The organism is Streptomyces sp. VNUA24 (assembly GCF_029167005.1).
In the GTDB taxonomy this organism is placed as follows: Bacteria; Actinomycetota; Actinomycetes; order Streptomycetales; family Streptomycetaceae; genus Streptomyces; species Streptomyces scabiei.
Genome location: NZ_CP119143.1, coordinates 3,450,492 through 3,474,503, shown reverse-complemented (window position 1 = coordinate 3,474,503; position 24,012 = coordinate 3,450,492). Strand labels below are relative to the sequence as shown.

Sequence of the window (24,012 nt, the reverse complement as noted above, 5' to 3'; positions counted from 1 at the left end):
GGGTCTCCCGGCGGTTCGCGGGTGCTCAGGGGCGGGTCGCCCACTCGTACCGGTGTTCCGGGCGGCCGGCGTCCCCGTACTTGAGGGTCAGCCGGGCCCGTCCCGTGCGTTCCAGGAGCTTCAGATAGCGCTGGGCGGTCTGACGGCTCAGTCCGGTCCGCTCGGCGATCTCCTGGGCCGACAGCGGCCCCTCGGCGGTCATCAGGGCGCGGCGCACCAGCTCGGTGGTGGTGGCCGAGTGGCCCTTGGGCAGGTCCGGCTCGCCGCCCGCCGAGAGCGCGCCGAAGATCCGGTCCACCTCGGCCTGTTCGGCCTCACCGCCGCCGTCCAGGGTGCGCCGCAGCTCCGCGTACGCCTCCAGCTTGGCCCGCAGCCCGGCGAACGCGAACGGTTTCACCAGGTACTGGAGCGCGCCCTGACGCATCGCGGCCTGCACGGTCGAGACGTCGCGGGCGGCCGTCACCATGATCACGTCGCACTGGTGGCCCCGGCGCCGCATCTCCTGGACCACCACGAGCCCCGTATCGTCCGGCAGATAGTGGTCCAGCAGGACCAGGTCGACGTGCGGCAGCGCCTCCAGGCGGTGCAGCGCCTCGGCCGCGCTGTGGGCCACACCGGCGACGTGGAAACCGGCGACCTTCTCCACGTAGGCGGCGTTGACGCGGGCGACCCTGGTGTCGTCGTCCACGATCAGGACCTCGATCATCGCGGCTCCTTGTCGGCTGTGCCGGCGGCTTCGGGCTCCCGCGCGGAGGCCGGCCGCCCGTCGTGGCCGGCGCCCGGCCCGTCCTGCCGCGCCGGTCCGTCCTCGGGTGCCCGAGGGGCGGGCGCCGCCGAGGGCGCCGGTGTCACCAGGCCGTGCTCCGCGAGCGCGTCGGGCAGGACGACGGTGAACTCCGCGCCGCCGCCCGCCGCCTCCGTGACCCGGGCGCTGCCTCCCTGCCGCTCGGCGAGCCGGCGCACCAGGGAGAGCCCGATGCCACGCTCGCGATGGGCGGGCGGAGTCTTGGTGGACCACCCCTCGGTGAAGATCAACTCTCGCTTGTCGGGAGGCACTCCGGGTCCTGTGTCGCGGACACGGAGGACCGCCGTGCGCCCCTCGGTCCGCAGATCGACCTCCACGCGCGCGTGCGGAGTGCCCGCGACCGCGTCCAAGGCGTTGTCGACGAGGTTGCCGACGACGGTGACCAGCCCCCGCGGGTCTATCAGCCGGTCCGGCAGCATCGTGCCGTCCGCGATCGACAGGGCGACCCCTCGTTCGGCGGCGACGGTGGCCTTGCCCACCAGCACCGCGGCGAGCAGCGGATCGTGGATCTTCTCGGTGACCTGTTCGGCGGTGGCCCGGTGCTCGCCGACGACCTCGCCGACGAACTCCACGGCCTCGTCGTACATCTCCAGTTCGAGCAGGCCGAGGAGGGTGTGCATCCGGTTGGCGTGCTCGTGGTCCTGGGCGCGCAGGGCGTCCGTCAGGCCGCGTGTGGAGTCCAGTTCGCGCCCCAGCTGCTCCAACTCGGTGCGGTCGCGCAGGGTGGCGACGGCGCCCCCGTCGTCGGTGGGCATACGGTTGGCGACCAGCACCCGCTGTCCGCGCACGGTCAGCAGATCGGTGCCGGTGACCCGTCCCGCCAGCACGTCCGTCGTACGGCCGGGGCCGAGCGCGTCGTCGAGCGAGCTGCCGACCGCCTCGTCGCCTATCCCGAGCAGCCGTCGCGCCTCGTCGTTCAGGAGGCGCACGCGCCCGGCGCGGTCCAGCGCGACCACGCCCTCCCGGATGCCGTGCAGCATCGCCTCGCGCTCCGCGAGCAGCCCCGCGATATCGGAGAAGGCCAGGTCACGGGTCTGACGGTGGACCCGCCGGGAGATCAGATACGCGGCCAGCGCCCCGACCGCCATCGCGCCGCCGGCGTACGCCAGGAGCCCGGGGATCGCGTGGAACAGCCGGTCGCGCACGCTGTCGTACTCGATGCCGACCGAGACGGCGCCCACGATCCTTCCGTCGGCGTCCCGCAGCGGCACCTTGCCCCGGGCGGAGCGCCCCAGGGTGCCCGAGTCGATCTCCATGACCTCTTTCCCGGCCAGGGCGCGGCGCGGGTCGGTCGAGACGAGCCCGCCGATCTCCGTCGGGTCGGGATGCGACCAGCGCACGCCGCGCCGGTCCAGCACGACCACGTACTCGGCTCCGCTGGCCTTCCTGATCCGCTCGGCCTCGACCTGCACGGGGCCGGTCACGGACGGCCGTGTCGACACCAGGTCCCGCGCCATCTGCGGCTGGGCCGCCGTGGTCTGCGCGATCGCGAGGGCGCGGCGCATTGCCTGGTCGTCCAACTGCTGGCTGAGCGGCGCCAGGAACAGCCCGGTCGCGAGGACGGCGACACCGGCGGCGATCGCGACCTGCATCAGCAGGACCTGCGAGAACACCCGCCGCGGCATGCCGAACCGCAGGCGGCGCGCGAGGGGAGCGGGACTCATACCCATGACCGTACGTGGACGGAGTGGGCCGGTCGTAGTGGGGTGTGGCGCGGATCTCAGTACCGGCGCGTTCGTACGGCGGCCCCCGGCAGGCAGCGGCCTCGCGCCGGACCGCTAGTGGCCGACCGCCGCGGGCGACAGTTCCCGTACGGCCAGGACGTCCATCCTCGCCGGGGAGCCCAGCGGGGAGCCGCAGCTCTCCGGGCGGGGCGGCCGGGCGGGGCCGTGGGAGACGGCGACGGTCCAGCGGCGGCCGTCGGCGTGGGCGACGGTCACGTCCCAGTGGGGTGCCGTGCCGTCCGTGCGGAGGACGGTGAGCGCGTCGGCAGCGTCCTCGCCGGTCTCGGTGCGCACCGCCAGTTCGGCCGCCTGGCCGGGGCGCTCCCAGGCGGAGCCGCCACGGCATCCGTCGGTGACCACACGGCCGTCCCGTACGCCTTGGAGGACCTCCTTGACGTGGTGGGCCTCCGCGCGGCCGTACACGTATCCGAAGGGGAGCACGAGCACGGTGGGGGAGAAGCGGTGACCACCCAGATGGGTGACTTCCCAGGTGCCCTCGACCCCCGAGGCGGCCAGTTCGGCGGCGAGCGGCCGGCCGAGGAGGGCGCAGCAGCGGTCGCGCTTGCCGTTGGTGCAGACGAGCGCGAGCGGGTCGCCGGTGTGCGGCCGGCCCCGCAGGACCGTCCCGAAGGACCGGTGGTCACCCCGCCCGAGGGCGGCGAGATCGAGGCCGAGCAGCTCACGGGGGTCGGACGTCGTGGCGCTGTGCAGCCAGACGTTGCCGGGGACGGTGTGGGCCACGTACACGCGGCGCTCGTGGACCTCGCGGCGGTCGGCGTGGCGGCCGGGACGCCGGATGAGGGCCACGCGTACGCCGGTGCCCTCGGCCGCGGCTTCGAGGGCGCGGCCGAGCACGGGGTCGAGGTGGCTGGAGGTGAGCGCGTTGACGCCCCAGGGGCCGGACTGTTCCAGCAGCAGCCATGTCCTCGCCGTGGCGGCGGTCCCGGCGAGAGGCTCGCCGAGAAGTCGGGACGCGGATGTGCACGTACTCACAGAGGTGAGCCTAACCTGACTTGCGTCCGCGTGGCGCGTGAGTGGCCCGAAGGAGTGTCGGCGAGGGTGCCGCGAGGGGGCTGTGCGAGAGGAACGGCGGCGCGAGGGGCCCGCGCTGTAGTGCAGGCGAGCCCCTGTTTCAGGATCAGGCGTCGGGGATGTCCGACTTTGCCCGGATGAGAGTGTCGCGGCTGATGACCACGATCCTCTCGTAGTCAGCGCGCGAGGCGTCGGCAGGAAGCTCGGGGTCGAGTTTCTCTGTCCGGTCGGTCCCGATCACTGCGAAGTTGCCATCCTGCAGTTCGAAGATGTCTGGGCATGTCTGCCCCGCGGCACTGCCCCTCTCCCGAGGGGAGGCACCGATGCGGCGCACGATTTTCAACGGGTTCGATCCTTGGGTCATGAGTAGTGACAGCGATGTTGAGCGGGCCAAACTTAGCCTCATGCGGCCGGTTGATGCGCCCGCGTCCCAGGGGTGCGGGCGTGAAGGCGGGGACGGGGGTCGCGCCGTGGGGAGCGAGCGCCGTGGGGGGTGAGCGGCACGGGCGTGGGTGTCGCGGGGGACGAGGGCCTGACGGTGAGCATCCCTGGAACGGGGGCTCATTCCGCGGGCGGCTCGCCCACGACCCACCACTCGTCCGTGTTGGCCTCCTCCAGGTCGCTGATCAGGGCGTCGACCATCCTGCCGATCTCCGACTCCTCCGACCCCTCCTTCAGGCTCGACCGGTGATGACGCGTGGCGGCCCAGTAGTCGCGCATGAGGGCGCTCTGAAAGATGCCGCGCAGATGTCCGTACAGCTCCGCCCGGCTGAAGACGCCCACCCGGTAGCCCTGGAGGACGTGGGTGTAGAGGAGGTTGGCGAAGAGGTACTGCCGCTGTCTGTCGGTGGACAGCTCCTCCTCGTAGGCGTTCAGGACGGGCAGCAGCGTCGGGTCCGCGGCCGCCTTCATGACCAGGTCGACGTTGTGGCGCTGGTAGGCGATCAGGGCGGCGTGCCGCTGGGCCTCCCGCTCCAGCCGCTCCAGCCGGTCCAGACGGCGGAGCACCGCGCGGACGCGCCGCTCCACGGCGAGCGCGCCCAGCGCTCCCACCGCGAGGACGAGGCCCGCTGCTGCGGCGGGGCCGAGTCCGCGCGCCCCAGGATTCTGTGTGGTCATGTCAACCCCCGGTTCAGGCGGCCGTCCGTCGGTCGTCGGTGCGGGGCGACGGGATGGGACCGGCGAGCGCTGGGCGGCGCCTGCCGCCTCCCAGTGTCGCCGAGCGGCAGTGGTCGACCGGGAGGCGGAGAAGAGGCGCACGGAGGGATGTGCGGGTCGCGCGGACCGGCGCCATGCCCAACGTGTGCCCCTCGGGCGCCGCTGACAGGCGCGCACTCCACAGGGCGTTCGGCCCCCACTCGTATCCTGGGGCGGCCTGCAAGGAGGCACGGGAGCTGGGCTGTTCCGGTGGGAACCGGTCCTTGAGCCCGCCCCGTACGGCGGCCGGCCGCGAGCCGCCGCACGCAACGACGGGAGAGAGGGCGCGCGTTGAGCCAGTCGTCGAGCCAGGGGTCGCACACGCGACCGGAGCCGGAGCCCGGAACGCGCCCTGAGCCCGCGCCCGGGGCCGAGTCGGCATCCGGGCTGGAGTCGGCATCCGGGCTTGAGCCCGTGCCAGGACGCGGACCGGGACCTGTCCCGAGCCCGGAACCTGTCCCGAGCCCGGAACATGTCCCGACCGCGGGACCGGCGGAAGGTGTGAGCCCGCACGGTTCGCGTGGCCCGGACGACCTGAAGGGCCCGGACGACCTGAAGGGCCTGGACGGCCTGGACGAACGGCACGGCTCGCAGAGTCCGCCGCAGATCCCCGTCGTCGTCCTCGCCGGATTCCTCGGCTCCGGGAAGACCACGCTGCTCAACCACCTCCTCCACCGCAGCGGCGGTAGCCGCATCGGTGCCGTCGTCAACGACTTCGGGGCGATCGAGATCGACGCGATGGCCGTCGCCGGCGCGCTCGGGGACTCCACCGTGTCGCTCGGCAACGGATGCCTGTGCTGTGCCGTCGACGTCGCCGAACTGGACGAGTACCTGGAACGGCTGGCCGCTCCCGCCGCCGGGATCGACGTCATCGTCATCGAGGCGAGCGGGCTCGCCGAGCCGCAGGAGCTCGTGCGGATGGTGCTCGCCAGCGAGAACCGCCGGGTGGTGTACGGCGGGCTCGTCGAGGTCGTGGACGCGGCCGAGTTCCTGGAGACCCGGCAGCGGCATCCCGAGATCGACCGGCACCTCGCCCTCGCCGACCTGGTCGTCGTCAACAAGCTCGACCGGGCCGAGGAAGGGGAGCGGATCCTTTCGCTCGTCCGCTCCCTCGCCGACCGCGCCGCCGTGGTGCCCGCCACCTACGGGCGCGTGGACCCCGAGTTCCTGTTCGACTGCCGGCCCTCCGAGGAGCGCCTCGGCCAGCTCTCCTTCGACGACCTGCACCGGCACGACCTCGACGACCACGAGGATCACGACGGGCACGACGACCAGGGCGGGCACGCCGGGGACGATGCCCAGGGCGGGCACGCCGGGCATCTGCACACCGGCTACGACAGCGTCTCCTTCGTCTCCGACGCGCCGCTCGACCCCCGCCGGCTCATGGAGTTCCTGGACGGGCGTGCCGAAGGGCTCTACCGGATCAAGGGGTACGTCGACCTCGGTCCGTACGACCCGCGCAACCGCTACGGCGTGCACGCCGTCGGACGGTTCCTGCGGTTCTACCCCGAGCCCTGGCCCGGCGACGAAAGGCTCACGCAGCTCGTGCTCATCGGCGCCGGCATCGACGCCCCCGCCCTGCACAAGGAGTTGGAGGCGTGCCGGAGGGACGACGACGCCCCGCACGCCGACGAGCACGGCATGTGGGGCGTCCTGCGCTACGTCCAGGAGGCCGGGGCCGAAGACCCCGAGACCTCCTACGACGACCTGTGAGGCCCGGCGCTCACACCGGCCCCGCCACCGACGCCACCGTCTTGCCCAGGGACACGCCCGAGCCGTCGCGGCGCGGGTCCATCTCCGGGAGGTCGGCCGGGGTGCCGTTCTTCTGGGCGGCGCGGGCCGGGGCCGGTCCCGCCCAGGCGACGGAGAGGCAGTCCTCGCCCTTGAGGAACCGCTGGCAGCGGACGCCGCCCGTGGCACGGCCCTTGCGGGGGTACTGGTCGAACGGGGTGAGCTTGGCGGTGGTCTGGACGGAGTCGTCGAGGGTGCCGCGGGAGCCCGCCACCGTGAAGACGACCGCGTCGACGGCCGGGTCGACGGCGGTGAAGGAGATGACCTTCGCGCCCTCGGTGAGCTTGATGCCGGCCATACCGCCGGCCGGGCGGCCCTGCGGGCGGACCTGTGCGGCCTGGTAGCGCAGTAGCTGGGCGTCGTCCGTGATGAAGATCAGGTCCTCCTCGCCCGTGCGCAGCTCGACGGCACCGACGATCCGGTCGCCCTCCTTGAGCGTGATGACCTCCAGCTCCTCCTTGTTGGACGGGTAGTCGGGGACCACGCGCTTGACGACACCCTGCTCGGTGCCGATGGCCAGCCCGGGCGAGGACTCGTCGAGCGTCATCAGACAGACGACCGTCTCGCCGTCCTGGAGGGTGAGGAACTCCGCGAGCGGGGCGCCGCCCGACAGGTTGGGGGCCGCCGAGGTGTCCGGCAGCTGCGGCAGATCGACCACGTTCAGGCGCAGCAGGCGGCCGGTGGAGGTCACCGCGCCCACCTCGCCCCGGGCCGTCGCCGGGACCGCCGAGACGATGACGTCGTGCTTGGTGCGCCTGCCGTCCTCGTCCGCCGCGAAGGGCTCGGCGCTCGCCGTACGGGCCAGCAGCCCCGTCGACGACAGCAGGACCCGGCACGGGTCGTCCGCCACCTGCAGCGGGACCGCGGCCACCTGGGTGCCCGAGGACTCCAGCAGCACGGTGCGGCGCTCGGTGCCGAACTTCTTCGCCACGGCGGCGAGTTCACCGGAGACCAGCTTGCGCAGCTCCGCGTCCGACTCCAGGATGCGGGTCAGCTCGGCGATCTCGGTGTTGAGCTTCTCCTTCTCGGACTCCAGCTCGATGCGGTCGAACCGGGTCAGGCGGCGCAGCGGGGTGTCGAGGATGTACTGCGTCTGGATGTCCGACAGGGCGAAGCGCTCGATCAGGCGCTCCTTGGCCTGGGCGGAGTTGTCGCTGGAGCGGATCAGCCGGATGACCTCGTCGATGTCCACCAGCGCGGTGAGCAGACCCTCGACCAGGTGGAGCCGGTCGCGCTTCTTGCCGCGGCGGAACTCCGAACGGCGCCGGACGACCTCGAAGCGGTGGTCGAGGTAGACCTCCAGCAGCTCCTTCAGGCCGAGGGTGAGGGGCTGGCCGTCGACCAGGGCCACGTTGTTGATGCCGAAGGACTCCTCCATCGGCGTCAGCTTGTAGAGCTGCTCCAGGACGGCCTCCGGCACGAAGCCGTTCTTGATCTCGATGACCAGGCGCAGGCCGTGGGCGCGGTCGGTGAGGTCCTTGACGTCGGCGATGCCCTGCAGCTTCTTCGCGCCGACCAGGTCCTTGATCTTGGCGATCACCTTCTCCGGGCCGACGGTGAACGGCAGTTCGGTGACGATCAGGCCCTTGCGGCGGGCCGTCACGTTGTCCACCGTCACCGTGGCGCGGATCTTGAAGGTGCCGCGGCCCGTCGCGTACGCGTCCTTGATGCCGGAGAGGCCGACGATCCGGCCGCCGGTGGGCAGGTCGGGGCCGGGGACGTGCTTCATCAGCGTGTCGAGGTCGGCGTTCGGGTACCGGATGAGGTGGCGGGCGGCCGCGATGACCTCGCCCAGGTTGTGCGGCGGCATGTTGGTGGCCATACCGACGGCGATGCCGGACGCGCCGTTGACCAGCAGGTTGGGGAAGGCGGCGGGCAGGGCCACCGGCTCCTGCTCCTGGCCGTCGTAGTTCGGGGAGAAGTCGACCGTGTTCTCCTCGATCGACTCCGTCATCAGGCTGGTCGCGTCGGCCATCCGGCACTCGGTGTACCGCATGGCGGCCGGCGGGTCGTCGTTGCCCAGCGAGCCGAAGTTGCCGTGGCCGTCGACCAGGGGGAGCCGCATGGAGAAGGGCTGCGCGAGGCGCACCAGGGCGTCGTAGATCGAGGAGTCGCCGTGCGGGTGCAGCTTGCCCATGACCTCGCCGACGACGCGGGCGCACTTCACATAGCCGCGGTCGGGGCGCAGGCCCATCTCGTTCATCTGGTAGACGATCCGGCGGTGCACCGGCTTCAGACCGTCACGGGCGTCGGGCAGGGCTCGGGAGTAGATGACCGAGTACGCGTACTCCAGGAAGGAGCCCTGCATCTCGTCGACGACGTCGATGTCGAGGATCCGCTCCTCGAACGCGTCGTCGGGCGGCGGGGTCTTCGTGCTGCGGCGGGCCATCGCTGCCGGCTCCTCTTTGTCTGGTCGCTCACCTACGGGGCGCTCACGTCTCCGGCTCACGCTCGGCGAGACGTGAACGGGAACTGACGCGCACCATTGTGGACTGCCGCACCGACAACCCCGACACGACCCGGCCCCGACCGCCGGGCGCGGCCTCGTGGGACCGCCACGTCAACAGCGTGCGCCGACCTTAACCACGGACCGCGGGCCGCAACCCCGGTCTCGCTCTCGGCGTACGGCGCCCGGGAACTTCTCCGGGGGTCCGCGCGCTTGCATACAGTGGCGGGACCGGCAGGAAACAGCGGTTTCCGCGACGATTTCCACGACGGACACGACCGCGGATCCCGCGCACACAGCACAGCGATCGAAGGGACGTATCGCCCATGGGTCACACGGCCACAGCCGAGGCCGGCTCCGAAGGCCTGACAGTGAGGGAGCACCGCCTGGACAACGGCCTGCGCGTGGTGCTCTCCGAGGACCACCTGACCCCCGTCGCCGCGGTGTGCCTCTGGTACGACGTCGGTTCGCGCCACGAGGTCGCGGGCCGCACGGGCCTCGCCCACCTCTTCGAGCACCTGATGTTCCAGGGCTCGGGCCAGGTGAAGGACAACGGCCACTTCGAGCTGGTCCAGGGCGCCGGCGGTTCGCTGAACGGCACCACCAGCTGGGAGCGCACCAACTACTTCGAGACCATGCCCACCCACCAGCTGGAGCTGGCGCTGTGGCTGGAGGCCGACCGCATGGGCAGCCTGCTGCTCGCGCTCGACCAGAAGAACCTGGACAACCAGCGGGCGGTCGTCCAGAACGAACGCCGCCAGCGGTACGACAACGTGCCCTACGGCACCGCCTTCGAGAAGATCTTCCGCCTGGCCTACCCCGAGGGCCACCCCTACCGGCACACCCCGATCGGCTCGATGGACGACCTGGAGGCCGCGAGCCTGGAGGACGCCCAGCAGTTCTTCCGGACCTACTACGCGCCCAACAACGCCGTCCTGTCGATCGTCGGCGACATCGACCCGGAGCAGACCCTCGCCTGGGTGGAGAAGTACTTCGGCTCGATCCCCGCGTACGACGGCAAGCCCGCGCCCCGTGACGGCGCGCTGCCCGACGTCATGGGCGAGCAGCTGCGCGAGGTGGTCGAGGAGAACGTGCCCGCGCGCGCGTTGATGGCCGCCTACCGGCTGCCGGAGGACGGCACCCGCGCGTGCGACGCCGCCGACCTGGCGCTGACCATCCTCGGCGGCGGCGAGTCCTCCCGCCTCTACAACCGGCTCGTGCGCCGCGACCGTACGGCCGTGACGGCCGGCTTCGGCCTGCTGCGGCTGGCCGGGGCGCCCTCCATGGCGTGGATGGACGTGAAGACCTCCGGCGACGTCGAGGTGCCGGTCATCGAGGCCGCCGTCGACGAGGAGCTGGCCCGGTTCGCCGCGGAGGGCCCCACGGCCGAGGAGATGGAGCGCGCCCAGGCCCAGTTGGAGCGCGAGTGGCTGGACCGGCTCGGCACGGTCGCGGGCCGCGCCGACGAACTGTGCCGCTACGCGGTCCTGTTCGGCGACCCGAAGCTCGCCCTCACCGCCGTCGACCGGGTCCTGGAGGTGACGGCCGACGAGGTCCAGGAGATCGCCAAGGCCCGCCTGCGGCCCGACAACCGGGCGGTGCTCGTGTACGAGCCCGTCGCCGGCGAGGAGGACGCCGAAGACGACGCCGAAGAGGCGGCCGCCGAGACGGAGGCCGTCGAGACCACCGACGAGAACGAGGAGTCGGCGAAGTGACCGAGCTCGCGAGCATGGAGTTCCACCCGCAGCCCCAGGCGGGCGACGCCCGCCCCTGGGCGTTCCCCGCGCCCGAGCGCGGCACTCTGCCCAACGGCCTGACCGTGCTGCACTGCCACCGCCCCGGCCAGCAGGTCGTCGCCGTCGAGGTCGTCCTCGACGCGCCCCTGGACGCGGAGCCGGCCGGCCTCGACGGCGTCGCCACCATCATGACCAGGGCGTTCTCCGAGGGCACCGACAAGCACACGGCCGAGGAGTTCGCGGCCGAGCTGGAGCGCTGCGGCGCCACCCTCGACTCGCACGCCGACCACGCGGGCGTACGCCTGTCCCTCGAAGTGCCCGTGTCGCGGCTGGAGAAGGCCCTGGGGCTGCTCGCGGACGCCCTGCGGGCTCCCGCGTTCGACGACGGCGAGATCGAGCGTCTGGTGGCCAACCGGCTCGACGAGATCCCGCACGAGACCGCCAACCCGGGCCGGCGGGCCGCCAAGGAGCTCTCCCGGCAGCTGTTCCCGGCCGAGTCCCGCATGTCGCGGCCCCGCCAGGGCACCGAGGAGACCGTGGAGGGCATCGACTCCGCGGCCGTACGCGCCTTCTACGAGCGGCACGTGCGCCCCGCGACGGCCACCGCCGTGGTCGTCGGCGACCTCACCGGGGTCGACCTCGGCACGCTGCTGGGGGACACCCTGGGCGCCTGGACCGGCTCCCCTGCCAAGCCCAGCGTCGTTCCGGCGGTGACCGCCGACGACACCGGGCGCGTGATCATCGTGGACCGCCCGGGCTCCGTGCAGACCCAGTTGCTCATCGGCCGGGTGGGCGCCGACCGGCACGACCGTGTGTGGCCGGCCCAGGTGCTCGGCACCTACTGCCTCGGCGGCACCCTCACCTCCCGGCTGGACCGCGTCCTGCGGGAGGAGAAGGGATACACCTACGGCGTGCGCGCGTTCGGCCAGGTGCTGCGCTCCGCCCCGGACGGCTCGGGCACGGCGATGCTCGCCATCAGCGGCTCCGTCGACACGCCCAACACCGGCCCGGCGCTGGACGATCTGTGGACGGTGCTGCGCACCCTGGCCGCCGAGGGGCTGACCGACGCCGAGCGCGATGTGGCCGTGCAGAACCTCGTCGGGGTCGCCCCCCTCAAGTTCGAGACGGCCGCGGCCGTGGCGGGCACGCTGGCCGACCAGGTCGAGCAGTACCTGCCGGACGACTACCAGTCGACGCTGTACCGCCAACTCGCCGCCACGGGCACGGTGGAGGCCACCGCGGCCGTCGTGAACGCCTTCCCGGTGGACCGCCTCGTGACGGTCCTCGTCGGGGACGCCGCGCAGATCGAGGAGCCGGTCAGGGCCCTCGGAATCGGCGAAGTCACCGTCGTACCCGCCGAGTAGGGAACCGGGGAGATACCGGACGGCAGGACACGCACGAGTGAGGCCCTGGTGACGGAAGAGTCACCAGGGCCCACTTTTGTCCGTTTGATGGCGGAGGTTGTGTGTCTGACCTGTGGCGTAGTTAACAAATCCTGTGATCCGTTTGTTATTTCGAAGACGGCCCACTTAGCGTCGGTCCGGCTGTTCGTCAGATGTTCGCCGCAGCCGCGGCACCGGACAGTCATCGCCGAGTCCCGAGGCGCGAGCCTGGGGAGCCGGGGACCCACCGAAGTCCCTGGGGTGAATCGGGTGCCCTTCGCGAGCCACGCGAAACGGGGGGCAGCCGTAGGAGACCTTCCTGCTCCGAACCCGTCAGCTAACCCGGTAGGCGAGAAGGAAGGAAAGGACCAGCCACTTCATGGCGTTCACCCGCGCCCCTGGCAAGCACCGCCGTCCCGGCCGTGTGTCGCGCACGACCACGAGGAACGTGGGCGTCGCCGCTCTCACCACCACCGGCGTCATCGGCACCCTGGCCGGCCCCGCGCTCGCCGCGGAGGAGCCCGCCGTCGAGCAGACCGGCCTGAACCAGGTCATCGTCCTCGGTGACACGGTCGCCGACCAGGTCGACGCACAGGCCGCCGCCCAGCAGCAGGCCGCCGAGGTCGCCGAGGTCAAGAAGAAGGCGCAGGAGGAGGCCCGCAAGGCCGCCGCCGAGAAGGCCGAGCAGGAGCGTGCCGCCGCCAAGGAGCGCGAGGAGATCAAGGCCCGCGCCGCCCGTGCGGCCGAGCGCGAGCGCCTCAACACCTACGTCTCGCCGATCACCGGCTCCTACATCTCCACCGGCTACAAGGCCGGCGGCGCCGTCTGGTCCTCCGGCAGCCACACCGGCGTCGACTTCCACGCCGCCACCGGCACGGCCGTCCTGGCGGTCGGCTCCGGCACCGTCGTGGAGGCGGGCTGGGGCGGCGCCTACGGCAACAACATCGTCATCCGCATGACCGACGGCACGTACACCCAGTACGGCCACCTGTCGTCCATCGGCGTCTCCGTCGGCCAGACGGTCACCCCCGGCCAGCAGATCGGCCTCTCCGGGGCGACCGGCAACGTCACCGGCCCGCACCTGCACTTCGAGGCCCGCACCACGGCCGAGTACGGCTCGGACATGGACCCCGTCTCCTACCTGCGCGCGCACGGTGTGAACGTCTGACACCTCGCTCCACGCCTTCGAAGGCCCCGGCTCACGAGCCGGGGCCTTTCGCGTTGCGTGAACCTCTTGTGGCGCGCCTCCTGTCCAAAAAATATCCCTGGATTCCGGTCCGCCATCGGAAATTCCGTCCCGCTGCAATAGAGTCGCTGGAACACGCGTCAATCATCGACGTTTCACGGGGATTAAGGCGGAGGTCGGTCATGCGTATTCCGGCGCATTCGGTATGCACGGCGATCCGGGACGACATCGTCGCGGGTGTCTACGAGCGCGGCAGCCGCCTCACCGAGGAACTGCTCGCCCGCCGGTACGGCGTCAGCCGGGTCCCCGTCCGTGAGGCGCTGCGCACGCTGGAGGCCGAGGGCTTCGTGGTGACCCGGCGCCACGCGGGCGCGTGCGTCGCCGAGCCGACCGAGCAGGAGGCTGCCGACCTGCTGGAGATGCGCATGCTGCTGGAGCCGCTGGGTGCCGCCAGGGCCGCCCAGCGCCGCACGGAGGCGCACCTCAAGGTGTTGCGCGGCCTCGTCAGGCTGGGCCAGGAGCGGGCCAGGAGGGGCACCAGCGAGGATCTGCGCTCCCTGGGCGGCTGGTTCCACGAGACGCTCGCACAGGCGTCCGGCAGCCCTGCCCTGACCTCGACACTCGCCCAGCTGCGGCACAAGATCGCGTGGATGTACGCGGTCGAGGCGCCCGCCGACCCGGTGGAGTCCTGGGCGGAGCACGGCGGGATCGTGGACGCCGTCGCGCGCGGGGACAGCGACCGGGCCCGCACGATCACGTCCCTGCACACCGAGCGTGCCACCGCCGCGCACCGGTTCCGATTTCCGGGCGGGGCCGGCGGGCCCGACCGCCCGGACCGTGTGAGGACTTCGCAACACCCCGTAAACACGCCGAGCCTGCGGCATTAACACGGAAGCCGTATACAAAGAGGCAAGAATTCCGTGGGGCATTATTTCTGCTGCCCGCAGAACGGAAAAGGAACGAAAAGGCGAAGGGCCCGCCCGATAAATCGGACGAGCCCTCCACATGTGTACGGCCGGCCTTTCAGGGCCTTTTTCCGTTCGGGCCGGCCGGTCGCCCGGTGGTTCAGACCGTCTCGGGGAGTTCTTCCAGTCCCTCGGCCACGAGCTTGGCCAGACGGTCGAGCGCGGCGTCCGCGCCCTCGGCCTCGGAGGCGAGCACGATCTCCTCGCCGCCCTGGGCGCCGAGGCCCAGGACCGCCAGCATGGAGGCCGCGTTGACGGGGTTCCCGTCGGCCTTGGCGATCGTCACGGGGATACCGGAGGCCGTGGTGGCCCGGACGAAGATGGATGCGGGTCGGGCGTGGAGGCCCTCGGCCCAGCCGACGTTGACGCGGCGCTCAGCCATGTGATGCTGCCCTTCAGGTGTCTCGGGTGGTGCAGAGTGGTCTGGACCGGGTTGTCTAGACCAGTTTCCCATATGGCGCGACGGAGTGGAACGGGCCCACGGCCTGGCCACGAACCGGCTCTCGCGCTTCTGTTGTGCTTCCCCAGACTGCCCCGCGCCACAGCCGGACGCGAGCCGTACTCTGGGGCCCATGCAGACCTCGTCGGACCGGCACGAGTACCCCGCCCACTGGGAGGCCGACGTGGTGCTGCGCGACGGCGGCACCGCACGCATCAGGCCCATCACCGTCGATGACGCCGAGCGTCTGGTCAGCTTCTACGAGCAGGTCTCGGACGAGTCGAAGTACTACCGCTTCTTCGCGCCGTACCCTCGCCTGTCCGCCAAGGACGTCCACCGCTTCACTCACCACGACTTCGTGGACCGGGTGGGGCTCGCCGCCACGGTCGGCGGCGAGTTCATCGCCACCGTACGCTACGACCGCATCGGCCCCGACGGGATGCCCGCGTCCGCCCCCGCCGACGAGGCGGAGGTCGCCTTCCTCGTCCAGGACGCCCACCAGGGCCGCGGCGTCGCCTCCGCCCTCCTCGAACACATCGCCGCCGTCGCCCGCGAACGCGGCATCAGACGCTTCGCCGCCGAGGTGCTTCCCGCCAACAGCAAGATGATCAAGGTGTTCACCGACGCCGGGTACCAGCAGAGGCGCAGTTTCGAGGACGGCGTCGTCCGCCTGGAGTTCGGCCTGGAGCCCACCGACCGCTCCCTCGCCGTGCAGCGCGCCCGGGAGCAGCGCGCCGAGGCCCGGTCCGTGCAGCGTCTGCTCGCCCCCGGCTCGGTCGCCGTCGTCGGCGCCGGGCGCACACCGGGGGGAGTGGGCCGCGGCGTCCTCGCCAACCTCCGGGCCGCGGGCTTCACCGGGCGGCTGTTCGCGGTGAACAGGGCCCTCGGCGAGGACGAGAAGGACATCGACGGGGTGCCCGCCCACCGGTCCGTCACCGACATCGGCGAGCCCGTCGACCTCGCGGTCGTCGCCGTCCCCGCCGCACACGTCCCCGAGGTCGTCGCCGAGTGCGGGGAACACGGCGTGCAGGGGCTCGTCGTCATCTCCGCCGGGTACGCCGAGAGCGGCCCCGACGGGCGCGAGCGCCAGCGCGAACTGGTGCGCCAGGCACGCACCTACGGCATGCGCATCATCGGCCCCAACGCCTTCGGGATCATCAACACCGCCCCGGACGTGCGGCTCAACGCCTCGCTCGCCCCCGAGGCGCCGCGCTCCGGGCGCATCGGCCTCTTCGCCCAGTCCGGCGCCATCGGCATCGCGCTGCTGTCCCGGCTGCACCGGCGCGGGGGAGGGGTCACCGGTGTCACGGGCGTCTCCACGTTCGTGTCGTCCGGCAACCGCGCGGACGTCTCCGGCAACGACGTCCTGCAGTACTGGTACGAGGACCCGGACACCGATGTCGTCCTCATGTACCTGGAGTCCATCGGCAACCCGCGCAAGTTCACCCGTCTCGCCCGGCGCACGGCGGCGGTCAAGCCGCTCGTGGTGGTGCAGGGAGCGCGTCACGGTTCCGCGCCGCAGGGGCACGCCGTCCGCGCCACCGAGCTGCCGCACACCACCGTGTCCGCGTTGCTGCGGCAGGCCGGCGTGATCCGGGTCGACACGATCACGGAACTGGTCGACGCGGGGCTGCTGCTGGCCCGGCAGCCGCTGCCGGCGGGGCCCCGGGTGGCGATCCTCGGGAACTCCGAGTCGCTGGGGATGCTCACGTACGACGCCTGCCTCTCCGAGGGGCTGAGCCCGCTCCGGCCGCTGGACCTGACGACCGGGGCCTCGGCACGGGACTTCCACGCGGCCCTGTCCCGGGCGCTCGCCGACGACACGTGCGACGCGGTGGTGGTGACGGCCATACCGACCCTGGGGGAGACGTCTCCGGGGGACGCGGCCCTGGCCGAGGCGCTGCGCTCGGCCGCCGCCGCGAACCCCTCGAAGCCGGTGCTCGTCGTCCATGTCGAGCTGGGCGGGCTGGCCGAGGCACTGTCGGCGGCGGCCAGCACGGCACCGCAGGCCGGCGACCGGGCGCCCGGCACGGCACCGCAGGCCGGCGACCGGGCCCCCGGCACCGACGGCCCCGCCCCCCTGCCGCGCGAGCTGCCGGCCGCCGCCGAGGTCCGGGCGACGCCGGAGGCGGGAGAGGCGACGGGCGCCGCGACCGAGCCCTCCTCCCGGCTCATTCCCGCCTACCCGGCCGCCGAGCGGGCCGTCCGCGCGCTCTCCGAGGCCGTCCACTACGCGCAGTGGCGGCGGGAGGCGGCGGAACCGGGACGGGTGCCCGCGTACGAGGACATCGACGAGAAGGGGGCGGCCGAGCGGATCGACGCGCTGCTGTCCAGGGGTGAGGGGCTCACGCTCGGCGCCGAGGAGGCGGGCGCGCTGCTCGGGCGGTACGGCATCCGCCTGCGGCAGGCGTGGCCCGCCCCCACCCCCGACGAGGCGGCGCGGGCGGCCGGGGCCATCGGCTACCCCGTCGCGCTCAAGACCACCGCCCCGCACCTGCGGCACCGGGCCGACCTCGGCGGCGTCCGGCTCGACCTGGCGGACGAGGAGCAGCTGCGCCGGGCGTACACGGAGCTGACCGAGCTGTTCGGGAGCCCCGGGGAACTGCGCCCGGTCGTGCAGGGCATGGCCCCGCGCGGGGTCGACACGATCGTCCGGACGGTGGTGGACCCGGCCGCCGGAGCCGTGCTCTCGTTCGGGCTCGCGGGACCCGCCTCGCAGTTGCTCGGCGACATGGCCCACCGCCTGATTCCGGCCACCGAACGGGACGCGGCCTCACTGGTCCGGTCGATCAGGACGGCGCCGCTCCTCTTCGGCTGGCGGGGCTCCGCCCCCGTCGACACGGACGCGCTGGAGGAGTTGCTGCTGCGCGTCTCGCGGCTGGTCGACGACCACCCCGAGGTCGTGGCGGTCTCCCTCGAACCCGTCGTCGTCGCCCCGCACGGTCTGAGCGTCCTCGGCGCCACCGTCCGGCTCGCCCGCCCGCCCCTGCGCGACGACCTCGGCCCGAGGACGCTGCCGGTCTACTGAGGGACGCCCGCCGCGGGAGCGCCGGGGACGACCCGCGACCCGCGGGGCCCGGCGCGCGGCTGCCCGCATCGATCCGTCCACTTGATCCGTCCACGACAGAACGGAGACGGCAGAGCGGTCCCTCGCAGTCAGTGCGCCCCCGTAGGATGGACATCATGGCCAAGACCAGTACGACGACCCAGGGGCTGCGTGCGGCGATCGAGCGCAGCGGCTACTACCCGGCCCTCGTGGCCGAGGCGGTGGAGGCCGCTGTCGGCGGCGAGGCCATCAAGTCGTACCTGGTCCACCAGGAGACGACGTTCGACGCGAACGAGGTGCGGCGGCATGTCACCGTCCTCGTCCTCACGGGCAACCGCTTCATCGTCAGCCACACCGACGAGCAGGCCGCGGACACCACCTCGCCGACCCCGTACGCCACGACCTCGACCGAGTCGGTGAAGATCGGCCGGATCTCGTCGGTCGTGCTCAGCCGTGTCGTCGCCAACCCCGAGTCGTACACGCCGGGCACCCTGCCCCGCGAGGTCGTCCTGACCATCGGCTGGGGTGCCGTCTCCCGTATCGACCTGGAGCCCGCCGCCTGCGGCGACCCCAACTGCGAGGCGGACCACGGCTACACGGGCAGCTCGACGGCGGACGACCTCAGCCTGCGCGTCAGCGAGGCCGGGGACGGCCCGGAGACCGTGCGCCAGGCCCTCGCCTTCGCGCAGTCCCTCTCCGAGGCGACCGCGGACACCGCCCGCTGATGGCGCTGCCCACCTGGGACGACCCGGAACCCCTCACCCTCGGCTCCGCCCCCGTCCCCGAGTACGGGACCGGCTCGCTCGCCGATCTCCTGCCCACCCTCGCGGCGGGCATGGGGGTTCCCGGAACGACCGCGGCGATACCGGAGCTGACCCCGGCCGACCGGGCCTGCGTGTTCCTCGTCGACGGCCTGGGCTGGGAGCAGCTGAGGGCGCACCCCGACGAGGCGCCCTACATGAACGCGCTGCTGGCGTCCTCGCGCGGCGGCACCGGCCGCCCGCTCACCGCGGGATACCCCGCCACCACCGCGACCTCCCTGGCTTCCGTGGGCACCGGCCTTCCGCCGGGCGCGCACGGACTGCCCGGCTACACGGTCCGCGACCCGCGGACCGGGGAGCTGATGAACCAGCTCCGCTGGCAGCCGTGGACGGAGCCGAAGGTGTGGCAGCCGTACCCCACGGTCTTCCAGCTCGCCGACCGGGCGGGTGTGCACACCGCGCAGGTCACCTCCCCGGCCTTCCAGAACACCCCCCTCACGAAGATCGCGCTGAGCGGCGGCACCTTCCACGGCCGGCTCTCCGGCGACGACCGCATGGACGTGGCCGCGGAGCAACTGGCCGCCGGGGACCGCGCGCTGATCTACACGTACTACTCCGAACTGGACGGCGCGGGACACCGCTTCGGCGTCGACTCGGACGCCTGGCGCGGCCAGCTCATGCACGTCGACCGGCTGGTCCAGCGGCTGGCCGAGCAACTCCCGCCGCGCACCGCCCTGTACGTCACCGCCGACCACGGCATGCTCGACGTCCCGTTCGACGAGCAGCACCGCATCGACTTCGACGAGGACTGGGAGCTGCGGGCCGGGGTCGCCCTGCTGGGCGGCGAGGGCCGGGCCCGCCATGTGTACGCGGTGCCGGGCGCGGAGGCGGACGTCCTGACCTGCTGGCGCGAGGTGCTGGGCGAGCAGTTCTGGATCGCCTCGCGCGACGAGGCGATCGCGGCGGGCTGGTTCGGACCGCGGATCGACGACCGTGTGTACGCCCGCATCGGCGACGTGGTCGCGGCGGCACACGACGACGTCCTGATCACCGCCTCCGAACGGGAGCCCAAGGAGTCGGCGATGGTCGGCAACCACGGCTCGATGACCCCCGCGGAACAGCTGGTCCCGCTCCTCGAAGTACGCTCCTGACGCCCTGCCCGCCCCCCGGCCCCGCCCGTCGCCGTCCATGCCGAAAGGTGCTCAACTCACCATGCCCGAGCTGGTGTTCTTCTCCGGAACCATGGACTGCGGGAAGTCGACGCTGGCCCTCCAGATAGAGCACAACCGTTCGGCGCGCGGCCTCCAGGGCATGATCTTCACGCGGGACGACCGCGCGGGCGAGGGCAAGCTGTCGTCGCGGCTCGGCCTGGTCACCGACGCCGTGGAGGTCGAGGACGGGCAGGACCTCTACGCGTACCTGGTCGACCACCTCTCCCAGGGCCGTCGCGCGGACTACGTGATCGCGGACGAGGCCCAGTTCCTCGCCCCCGAGCAGATCGACCAGCTCGCCCGCGTCGTGGACGACCTGAGCCTGGACGTGTACGCCTTCGGCATCACGACCGACTTCCGCTCCAAGCTCTTCCCCGGCTCCCAGCGCCTGGTGGAGCTGGCCGACCGCGTCGAGGTGCTCCAGGTGGAGGCCCTGTGCTGGTGCGGCGCCCGCGCCACCCACAACGCCCGCACCATAGGCGGCCAGATGGTCGTCGAGGGCGCCCAGGTGGTCGTCGGCGACGTCAACCAGCCCGACGACATCGGCTACGAGGTGCTCTGCCGCCGTCACCACCGCCGCCGGATGACGGCGGCCTCCGCGCACGCGAGCGCCCTCGCCCCGGACGTCCTGCCCGTCGAGACGGTCTGACGGGACCGCTGGGCGCCCCCGGGATCACCCGATCGGGCGACGGGCACAGCGGGCGGTTCAGCGCTGTGTGTGCACCACGGCGAACTTCGCGCCCTCCGGATCGGCCAGTGTGGCCACCGGGCCGTGCGGGGTGTCGTGGGTGGGTTCGAGGACCCGCCCGCCGAGTTCGATGACCCGGTTGGCGGCCTCGTCGGGGTCCGCCACCTCGAAGTAGGTCAACCAGTGCGGACCCCGGTCGCGGGGGAGCGTGTCGCCGACCCCGTGGATGCCGGCGACGGAACGGCCCGCGACGCGCAGGGTGAGGTAGTCGTCGTCGGCCGAGACCAGGGGCTCCTCCTCGTAGCCGAACGTCGTCTCGTAGAACTTGGCGACCAGCGAGCTGTCGACGGTGAGGAGTTCGTCCCACGCCGGGGTGCCGGGGACTCCGCCGATGTCCGCCCCGAGGTGCTCCGCGGCCTGCCAGACGCCGAAGACCGCCCCCGCGGGATCGGAGGCGATCACCAGGCGGCCCGCCTCACCGGCGTCCAGCGGACCGACGCCGACGGTGCCGCCGCAGTGCCGTACGGTCTCCGCGGTCCGGTCCGCGTCGTCCGAGGCGAAGTACGGCGTCCAGGCGACGGGGAGATGGCGGTCGGGCGGGAGCTGTCCGATGCCCGCCACCTGGCGCCCGTCGAGCAGGGCCCGTACGTACGGGCCGAGCTGCTGGGGGCCGGGCTGGAACTCCCAGCCGAACAGGGCCCCGTAGAACTCCTGGGTCGTGGCCATCCCGTGCACCATCAGGCTCACCCAGCAGGGCGTGCCCGGTGGGTACGCGGCGCCGCTCGGGCCGGCCGACCCCCGTGCCTCGGTCATCGTCACTCTCTCCTCGGCCCCTCGCGGTGGCCGTGTCCGTCCGCCCTCGGTACGCGTGTACCGCGTCCGCGCGCGATCACGCCCCGTGCCGATGCTCGCACCACCCATGGCGAGCCGGACCCGCGCCGCACCGCCGCGCCCGGCGTACGTGCCCGAGGATGCCGGACGATCCGGTACCGGGCGCTGTCCGCGGCGCGGCCGTGCGAGGTCCATCGGCTGTACGGCATGTGTCCGATCCCGTACACCCGGTGATCGGCATCGCCCGGCGGGCAGAGTAGCCGGACCCGGGCGACGCGGCCACCCCGTACGCGAGGATGGAGCCATGAACGCCATCATCTCCGCCGCCGACCTCGCCGGCGAACTGGCCGGCCCCCGCCCGCCGGTCCTCCTGGACGTCCGCTGGCAGTTGGGCGGCCCGAACCTGCGTCCCGAGTACGACAGGGCCCACATCCCGGGAGCCGTCTTCGTCGACCTGGACGCCGAACTGGCCGGCCCGGCGGGCTCCGGCGGCCGTCACCCGCTGCCCGACACCGGCGCCCTCGGCGCGACGATGCGGGCGGCCGGGGTCAGCGCCGACCGTCCCGTCGTCGTCTACGACGGCGGCCTCAACTGGGCCGCCGCGCGCGCGTGGTGGCTGCTCGGCTGGGCGGGGCACCCCTCGGTACGGGTCCTGGACGGCGGTCTGGCGGCCTGGGAGGGTCCTCTGACGGCCGAGGTCCCGCAGCCCGCGCCCGGCACCTTCGAGCCCGCCCCCGGCGCGCTGCCGCTGCTCGACGCGGACGGCGCCGCCGAGCTGGCCCGCACCGGACTGCTGCTGGACGCCCGGGCCGCCGAGCGCTACCGCGGTGATGTGGAGCCCATCGACCCGGTCGGCGGTCACATCCCGGGTGCGGTGTCCGCCCCCACCACGGAGAACGTGGCCGAATCGGGCCGCTTCCGGTCCGCCGCCGAACTCGCCGACCGCTTCAAGGGACTCGGCGCGAGGCCCGACACCGAGGTCGGCGTGTACTGCGGCTCCGGCGTCTCCGGGGCCCACGAGGTGCTGGCCCTGGCCGTCGCCGGCATCCCGGCGGCGCTGTACGTGGGCTCGTGGTCGGAGTGGTCCCGGGACGGGAGCCGGCCGGTCGCCACCGGCCCCGACCCCCGGTGAACGGGCGCTGACGGAAGGCCGAGGGGCCCGCGCCTGAACGACGCGGGCCCCTCACCCGTATGAATAACCGATCCTGCACCAACAAAAAACACCATCGGACAGCGTCGGTGACGGCGCGGACAGGACACCGCCGGAGACACAGACGAGCACACCGGTCCCTCGGGACGACCGGTCGGACCCCCCACCGCCGTAGGCCCGCTACTCCTGTTTCTTGCGCCGTGTACCGAACACGATCTCGTCCCAGCTCGGCACCGCCGCGCGCCGGCCCGGGCGGACGCCGTCCGCCTCGGCCTGCCGGTCGGTGGCGCCGATCAGCCGGTCGCGGTGGCCGTTGACCGACCGCGGCATGAGGACGTCCGCGTACGCGGAACCGGCCGAGGCCGCGGGGGCCGCGGACTCCTCCTCCGCCACCTCCTCGACGGAAGTGGACTCCTCCTGCGGTTCGAGGGAGGGCAGTTCGGGCACGACCAGGTCGCCCCGGTAGCTGGGGACGGCCTCCAGGATGCTGGTCAGCGAGTCGCGCTCGCTCACCAGTTCCTCGTCGGACTCGGGCGGCCCCGGCAGGGCGGGCCGGTCCGCCTGGCGGTCCAGGGGGCGGTCGCGGGGCAGCCGGGCGATCCTCGGCACGAACGGGAAGCTCGGTTCGGGCGACCCGAGGTCGTCGGACTCGCCGATCAGCGAGCGGGCCTCGTCGTCGACGGCCTGGACGAGCCGTCTGGGCGGGTCGTACGTCCAGCTCGCCGAGTGCGGTTCACCGGCGACGCAGTACACGAGCAGCACTTCCCAGGTGCCGTCGTCCCGACGCCAGGAGTCCCACTGGACGGTGTCCTTCTCGGCGCCGCGCAGCAGCAGCCGCTCCTGGACGGCCTCGCCGAGCTGGGGTCCGGCCGCGTTCTCTCCGGGGCGGCGGACCGGGGTCTTGCGGGCCCGCTCGGCCATGAAGGCGCGCTCGGCGAGGACGGGGCCCTCGAACCGGCGCACCCGGTCGACGGGGATGCCGGCGAGCTGCGCGACCTCCTCGGCCGTGGCACCCGCGCGTATCCGCGCCTGGATGTCACGGGGGCGGAGATGGCTCTCCACCTCGATCTCGATCTGACCGAGGCGAGGACGGTCGCCGCGCACGGCGGCACGCAGCCGCTCGTCGATCGGCAGCGTGTACTCCGTGGAATCGGCAGCCTTCAGCACCAGCCGTGTGCCGTCATTGGAGACGGCCACGACACGCAGTTCGGGCATGGGGACCTCCCGGGTGGTGCCTGCCGACGTCACGTGCGTCGCTGCTTCCGCTAGTCGAGTGTTCCGCTAGTCGAGTGTGGCCTGCCCGGGTGCAGCCTGCCACAACCTTGCCGAGTTGCCCGGCGTGTCGGGCGTGGGCCCGGGACCGCCGTTATGGCACGGTTATCAATTCGCAACGCTAAGTGACGAACCTCATCACCCTGTGCAACGATCCCCCTCCCGGCGGTCCTTGGAGGCCCCGGACACCCTGGCGGGAGTCCGGACCCAGGGCTCGCAACAGTACTCCATTCGGGCCACCTGCGTGGATCGCCGCGCCGCCCGACTTCTCGCGGGTGACGTCAATCGGCCGCAGGAGCAGACCTTTTCGTGACCTCGGGAGGGACGCGCGTCACACGATCACCGACATC

19 protein-coding genes and 1 riboswitch are annotated in these 24,012 nt (G+C 72.6%); of the genes, 10 read left to right on the top strand and 9 right to left on the bottom strand.

Features of this window, described 5'->3' with window-relative positions:
- Positions 1 to 25: 25 nt before the first annotated feature.
- From PYR72_RS14465 to PYR72_RS14445, 5 genes are all read right to left on the bottom strand, one after another.
- Positions 26 to 706, bottom strand: coding sequence for a response regulator (locus PYR72_RS14465; protein ID WP_275455741.1), 681 nt, complete (start codon positions 704 to 706; stop codon positions 26 to 28).
- Positions 703 to 2,469, bottom strand: coding sequence for a sensor histidine kinase (locus PYR72_RS14460; protein WP_275455740.1), 1,767 nt, complete (start codon positions 2,467 to 2,469; stop codon positions 703 to 705). The genes PYR72_RS14465 and PYR72_RS14460 overlap by 4 nt, the downstream gene beginning before the upstream one ends.
- A 114-nt stretch (positions 2,470 to 2,583) precedes the next feature.
- Positions 2,584 to 3,522: a sucrase ferredoxin gene (locus PYR72_RS14455; protein ID WP_275455739.1), complete on the bottom strand. Its 939-nt coding sequence runs from the start codon at positions 3,520 to 3,522 to the stop codon at positions 2,584 to 2,586.
- 145 nt (positions 3,523 to 3,667) lie between these two features.
- Entirely contained in the window at positions 3,668 to 3,904 is a 237-nt protein-coding gene (locus tag PYR72_RS14450) for a hypothetical protein (protein WP_037724008.1), read from the bottom strand.
- Between the two features lie 218 nt (positions 3,905 to 4,122).
- Positions 4,123 to 4,680, bottom strand: coding sequence for a DUF6082 family protein (locus tag PYR72_RS14445; RefSeq protein WP_275455738.1), 558 nt, complete (start codon positions 4,678 to 4,680; stop codon positions 4,123 to 4,125).
- 639 nt (positions 4,681 to 5,319) lie between these two features.
- Here PYR72_RS14445 and PYR72_RS14440 point away from each other — a divergent pair.
- On the top strand, positions 5,320 to 6,471 hold the full coding sequence (locus tag PYR72_RS14440; RefSeq protein ID WP_275460412.1) for a CobW family GTP-binding protein: 1,152 nt from the start codon (positions 5,320 to 5,322) through the stop codon (positions 6,469 to 6,471).
- A 10-nt stretch (positions 6,472 to 6,481) separates the two neighbouring features.
- Here the strand turns inward: PYR72_RS14440 and PYR72_RS14435 are convergent, their stop codons facing one another.
- Positions 6,482 to 8,938 carry a DNA topoisomerase IV subunit A gene (locus PYR72_RS14435; protein WP_275455737.1) on the bottom strand — a complete coding sequence of 819 codons (2,457 nt, stop codon included), beginning with the start codon at positions 8,936 to 8,938 and terminating at the stop codon, positions 6,482 to 6,484.
- A 383-nt stretch (positions 8,939 to 9,321) separates the two neighbouring features.
- Between PYR72_RS14435 and PYR72_RS14430 the strand changes: the two genes are divergently transcribed.
- From PYR72_RS14430 to PYR72_RS14415, 4 genes are all read left to right on the top strand, one after another.
- Positions 9,322 to 10,710 carry a pitrilysin family protein gene (locus PYR72_RS14430; protein WP_275455736.1) on the top strand — a complete coding sequence of 463 codons (1,389 nt, stop codon included), beginning with the start codon at positions 9,322 to 9,324 and terminating at the stop codon, positions 10,708 to 10,710.
- Positions 10,707 to 12,095 carry a pitrilysin family protein gene (locus PYR72_RS14425; RefSeq protein WP_275455735.1) on the top strand — a complete coding sequence of 463 codons (1,389 nt, stop codon included), beginning with the start codon at positions 10,707 to 10,709 and terminating at the stop codon, positions 12,093 to 12,095. The genes PYR72_RS14430 and PYR72_RS14425 overlap by 4 nt, the downstream gene beginning before the upstream one ends.
- A 214-nt stretch (positions 12,096 to 12,309) precedes the next feature.
- Positions 12,310 to 12,479: riboswitch (cyclic di-AMP (ydaO/yuaA leader) on the top strand.
- A 13-nt stretch (positions 12,480 to 12,492) separates the two neighbouring features.
- Complete coding sequence (locus PYR72_RS14420) at positions 12,493 to 13,281, top strand: M23 family metallopeptidase (RefSeq protein WP_059081509.1); 789 nt, start codon at positions 12,493 to 12,495, stop codon at positions 13,279 to 13,281.
- Between the two features lie 200 nt (positions 13,282 to 13,481).
- Complete coding sequence (locus PYR72_RS14415; protein ID WP_275455734.1) at positions 13,482 to 14,186, top strand: GntR family transcriptional regulator; 705 nt, start codon at positions 13,482 to 13,484, stop codon at positions 14,184 to 14,186.
- 178 nt (positions 14,187 to 14,364) lie between these two features.
- On the opposite strand, the gene PYR72_RS14410 is transcribed toward PYR72_RS14415, so the two are convergent.
- Positions 14,365 to 14,646 (bottom strand): HPr family phosphocarrier protein, encoded by a 282-nt coding sequence (locus PYR72_RS14410; RefSeq protein ID WP_019061039.1) that lies wholly within the window; start codon positions 14,644 to 14,646, stop codon positions 14,365 to 14,367.
- Positions 14,647 to 14,836: 190 nt separating this feature from the next.
- Between PYR72_RS14410 and PYR72_RS14405 the strand changes: the two genes are divergently transcribed.
- The 4 genes from PYR72_RS14405 (at position 14,837) to PYR72_RS14390 (ending at position 20,370) form a co-directional block, all read left to right on the top strand.
- Complete coding sequence (locus PYR72_RS14405; protein ID WP_275455733.1) at positions 14,837 to 17,731, top strand: GNAT family N-acetyltransferase; 2,895 nt, start codon at positions 14,837 to 14,839, stop codon at positions 17,729 to 17,731.
- Between the two features lie 155 nt (positions 17,732 to 17,886).
- Complete coding sequence (locus tag PYR72_RS14400) at positions 17,887 to 18,474, top strand: DUF5998 family protein (RefSeq protein ID WP_013000227.1); 588 nt, start codon at positions 17,887 to 17,889, stop codon at positions 18,472 to 18,474.
- The gene (locus tag PYR72_RS14395) at positions 18,474 to 19,661 is read left to right on the top strand and encodes a nucleotide pyrophosphatase/phosphodiesterase family protein (RefSeq protein WP_275455732.1); all 1,188 of its coding nucleotides are present in this window, start codon (positions 18,474 to 18,476) and stop codon (positions 19,659 to 19,661) included. The genes PYR72_RS14400 and PYR72_RS14395 overlap by 1 nt, the downstream gene beginning before the upstream one ends.
- Positions 19,662 to 19,722: 61 nt before the next feature.
- A complete protein-coding gene (locus PYR72_RS14390) occupies positions 19,723 to 20,370 on the top strand; it encodes a thymidine kinase (RefSeq protein ID WP_020114136.1) in 648 nt (215 codons plus the stop codon).
- A 57-nt stretch (positions 20,371 to 20,427) separates the two neighbouring features.
- On the opposite strand, the gene PYR72_RS14385 is transcribed toward PYR72_RS14390, so the two are convergent.
- Positions 20,428 to 21,222 carry a VOC family protein gene (locus tag PYR72_RS14385; RefSeq protein ID WP_275455731.1) on the bottom strand — a complete coding sequence of 265 codons (795 nt, stop codon included), beginning with the start codon at positions 21,220 to 21,222 and terminating at the stop codon, positions 20,428 to 20,430.
- A 322-nt stretch (positions 21,223 to 21,544) separates the two neighbouring features.
- Between PYR72_RS14385 and PYR72_RS14380 the strand changes: the two genes are divergently transcribed.
- Positions 21,545 to 22,372, top strand: coding sequence for a sulfurtransferase (locus PYR72_RS14380; protein ID WP_275455730.1), 828 nt, complete (start codon positions 21,545 to 21,547; stop codon positions 22,370 to 22,372).
- A 198-nt stretch (positions 22,373 to 22,570) separates the two neighbouring features.
- Here the strand turns inward: PYR72_RS14380 and sepH are convergent, their stop codons facing one another.
- Positions 22,571 to 23,605, bottom strand: coding sequence for a septation protein SepH (sepH, locus tag PYR72_RS14375; RefSeq protein WP_275455729.1), 1,035 nt, complete (start codon positions 23,603 to 23,605; stop codon positions 22,571 to 22,573).
- Positions 23,606 to 24,012: the final 407 nt, after the last annotated feature.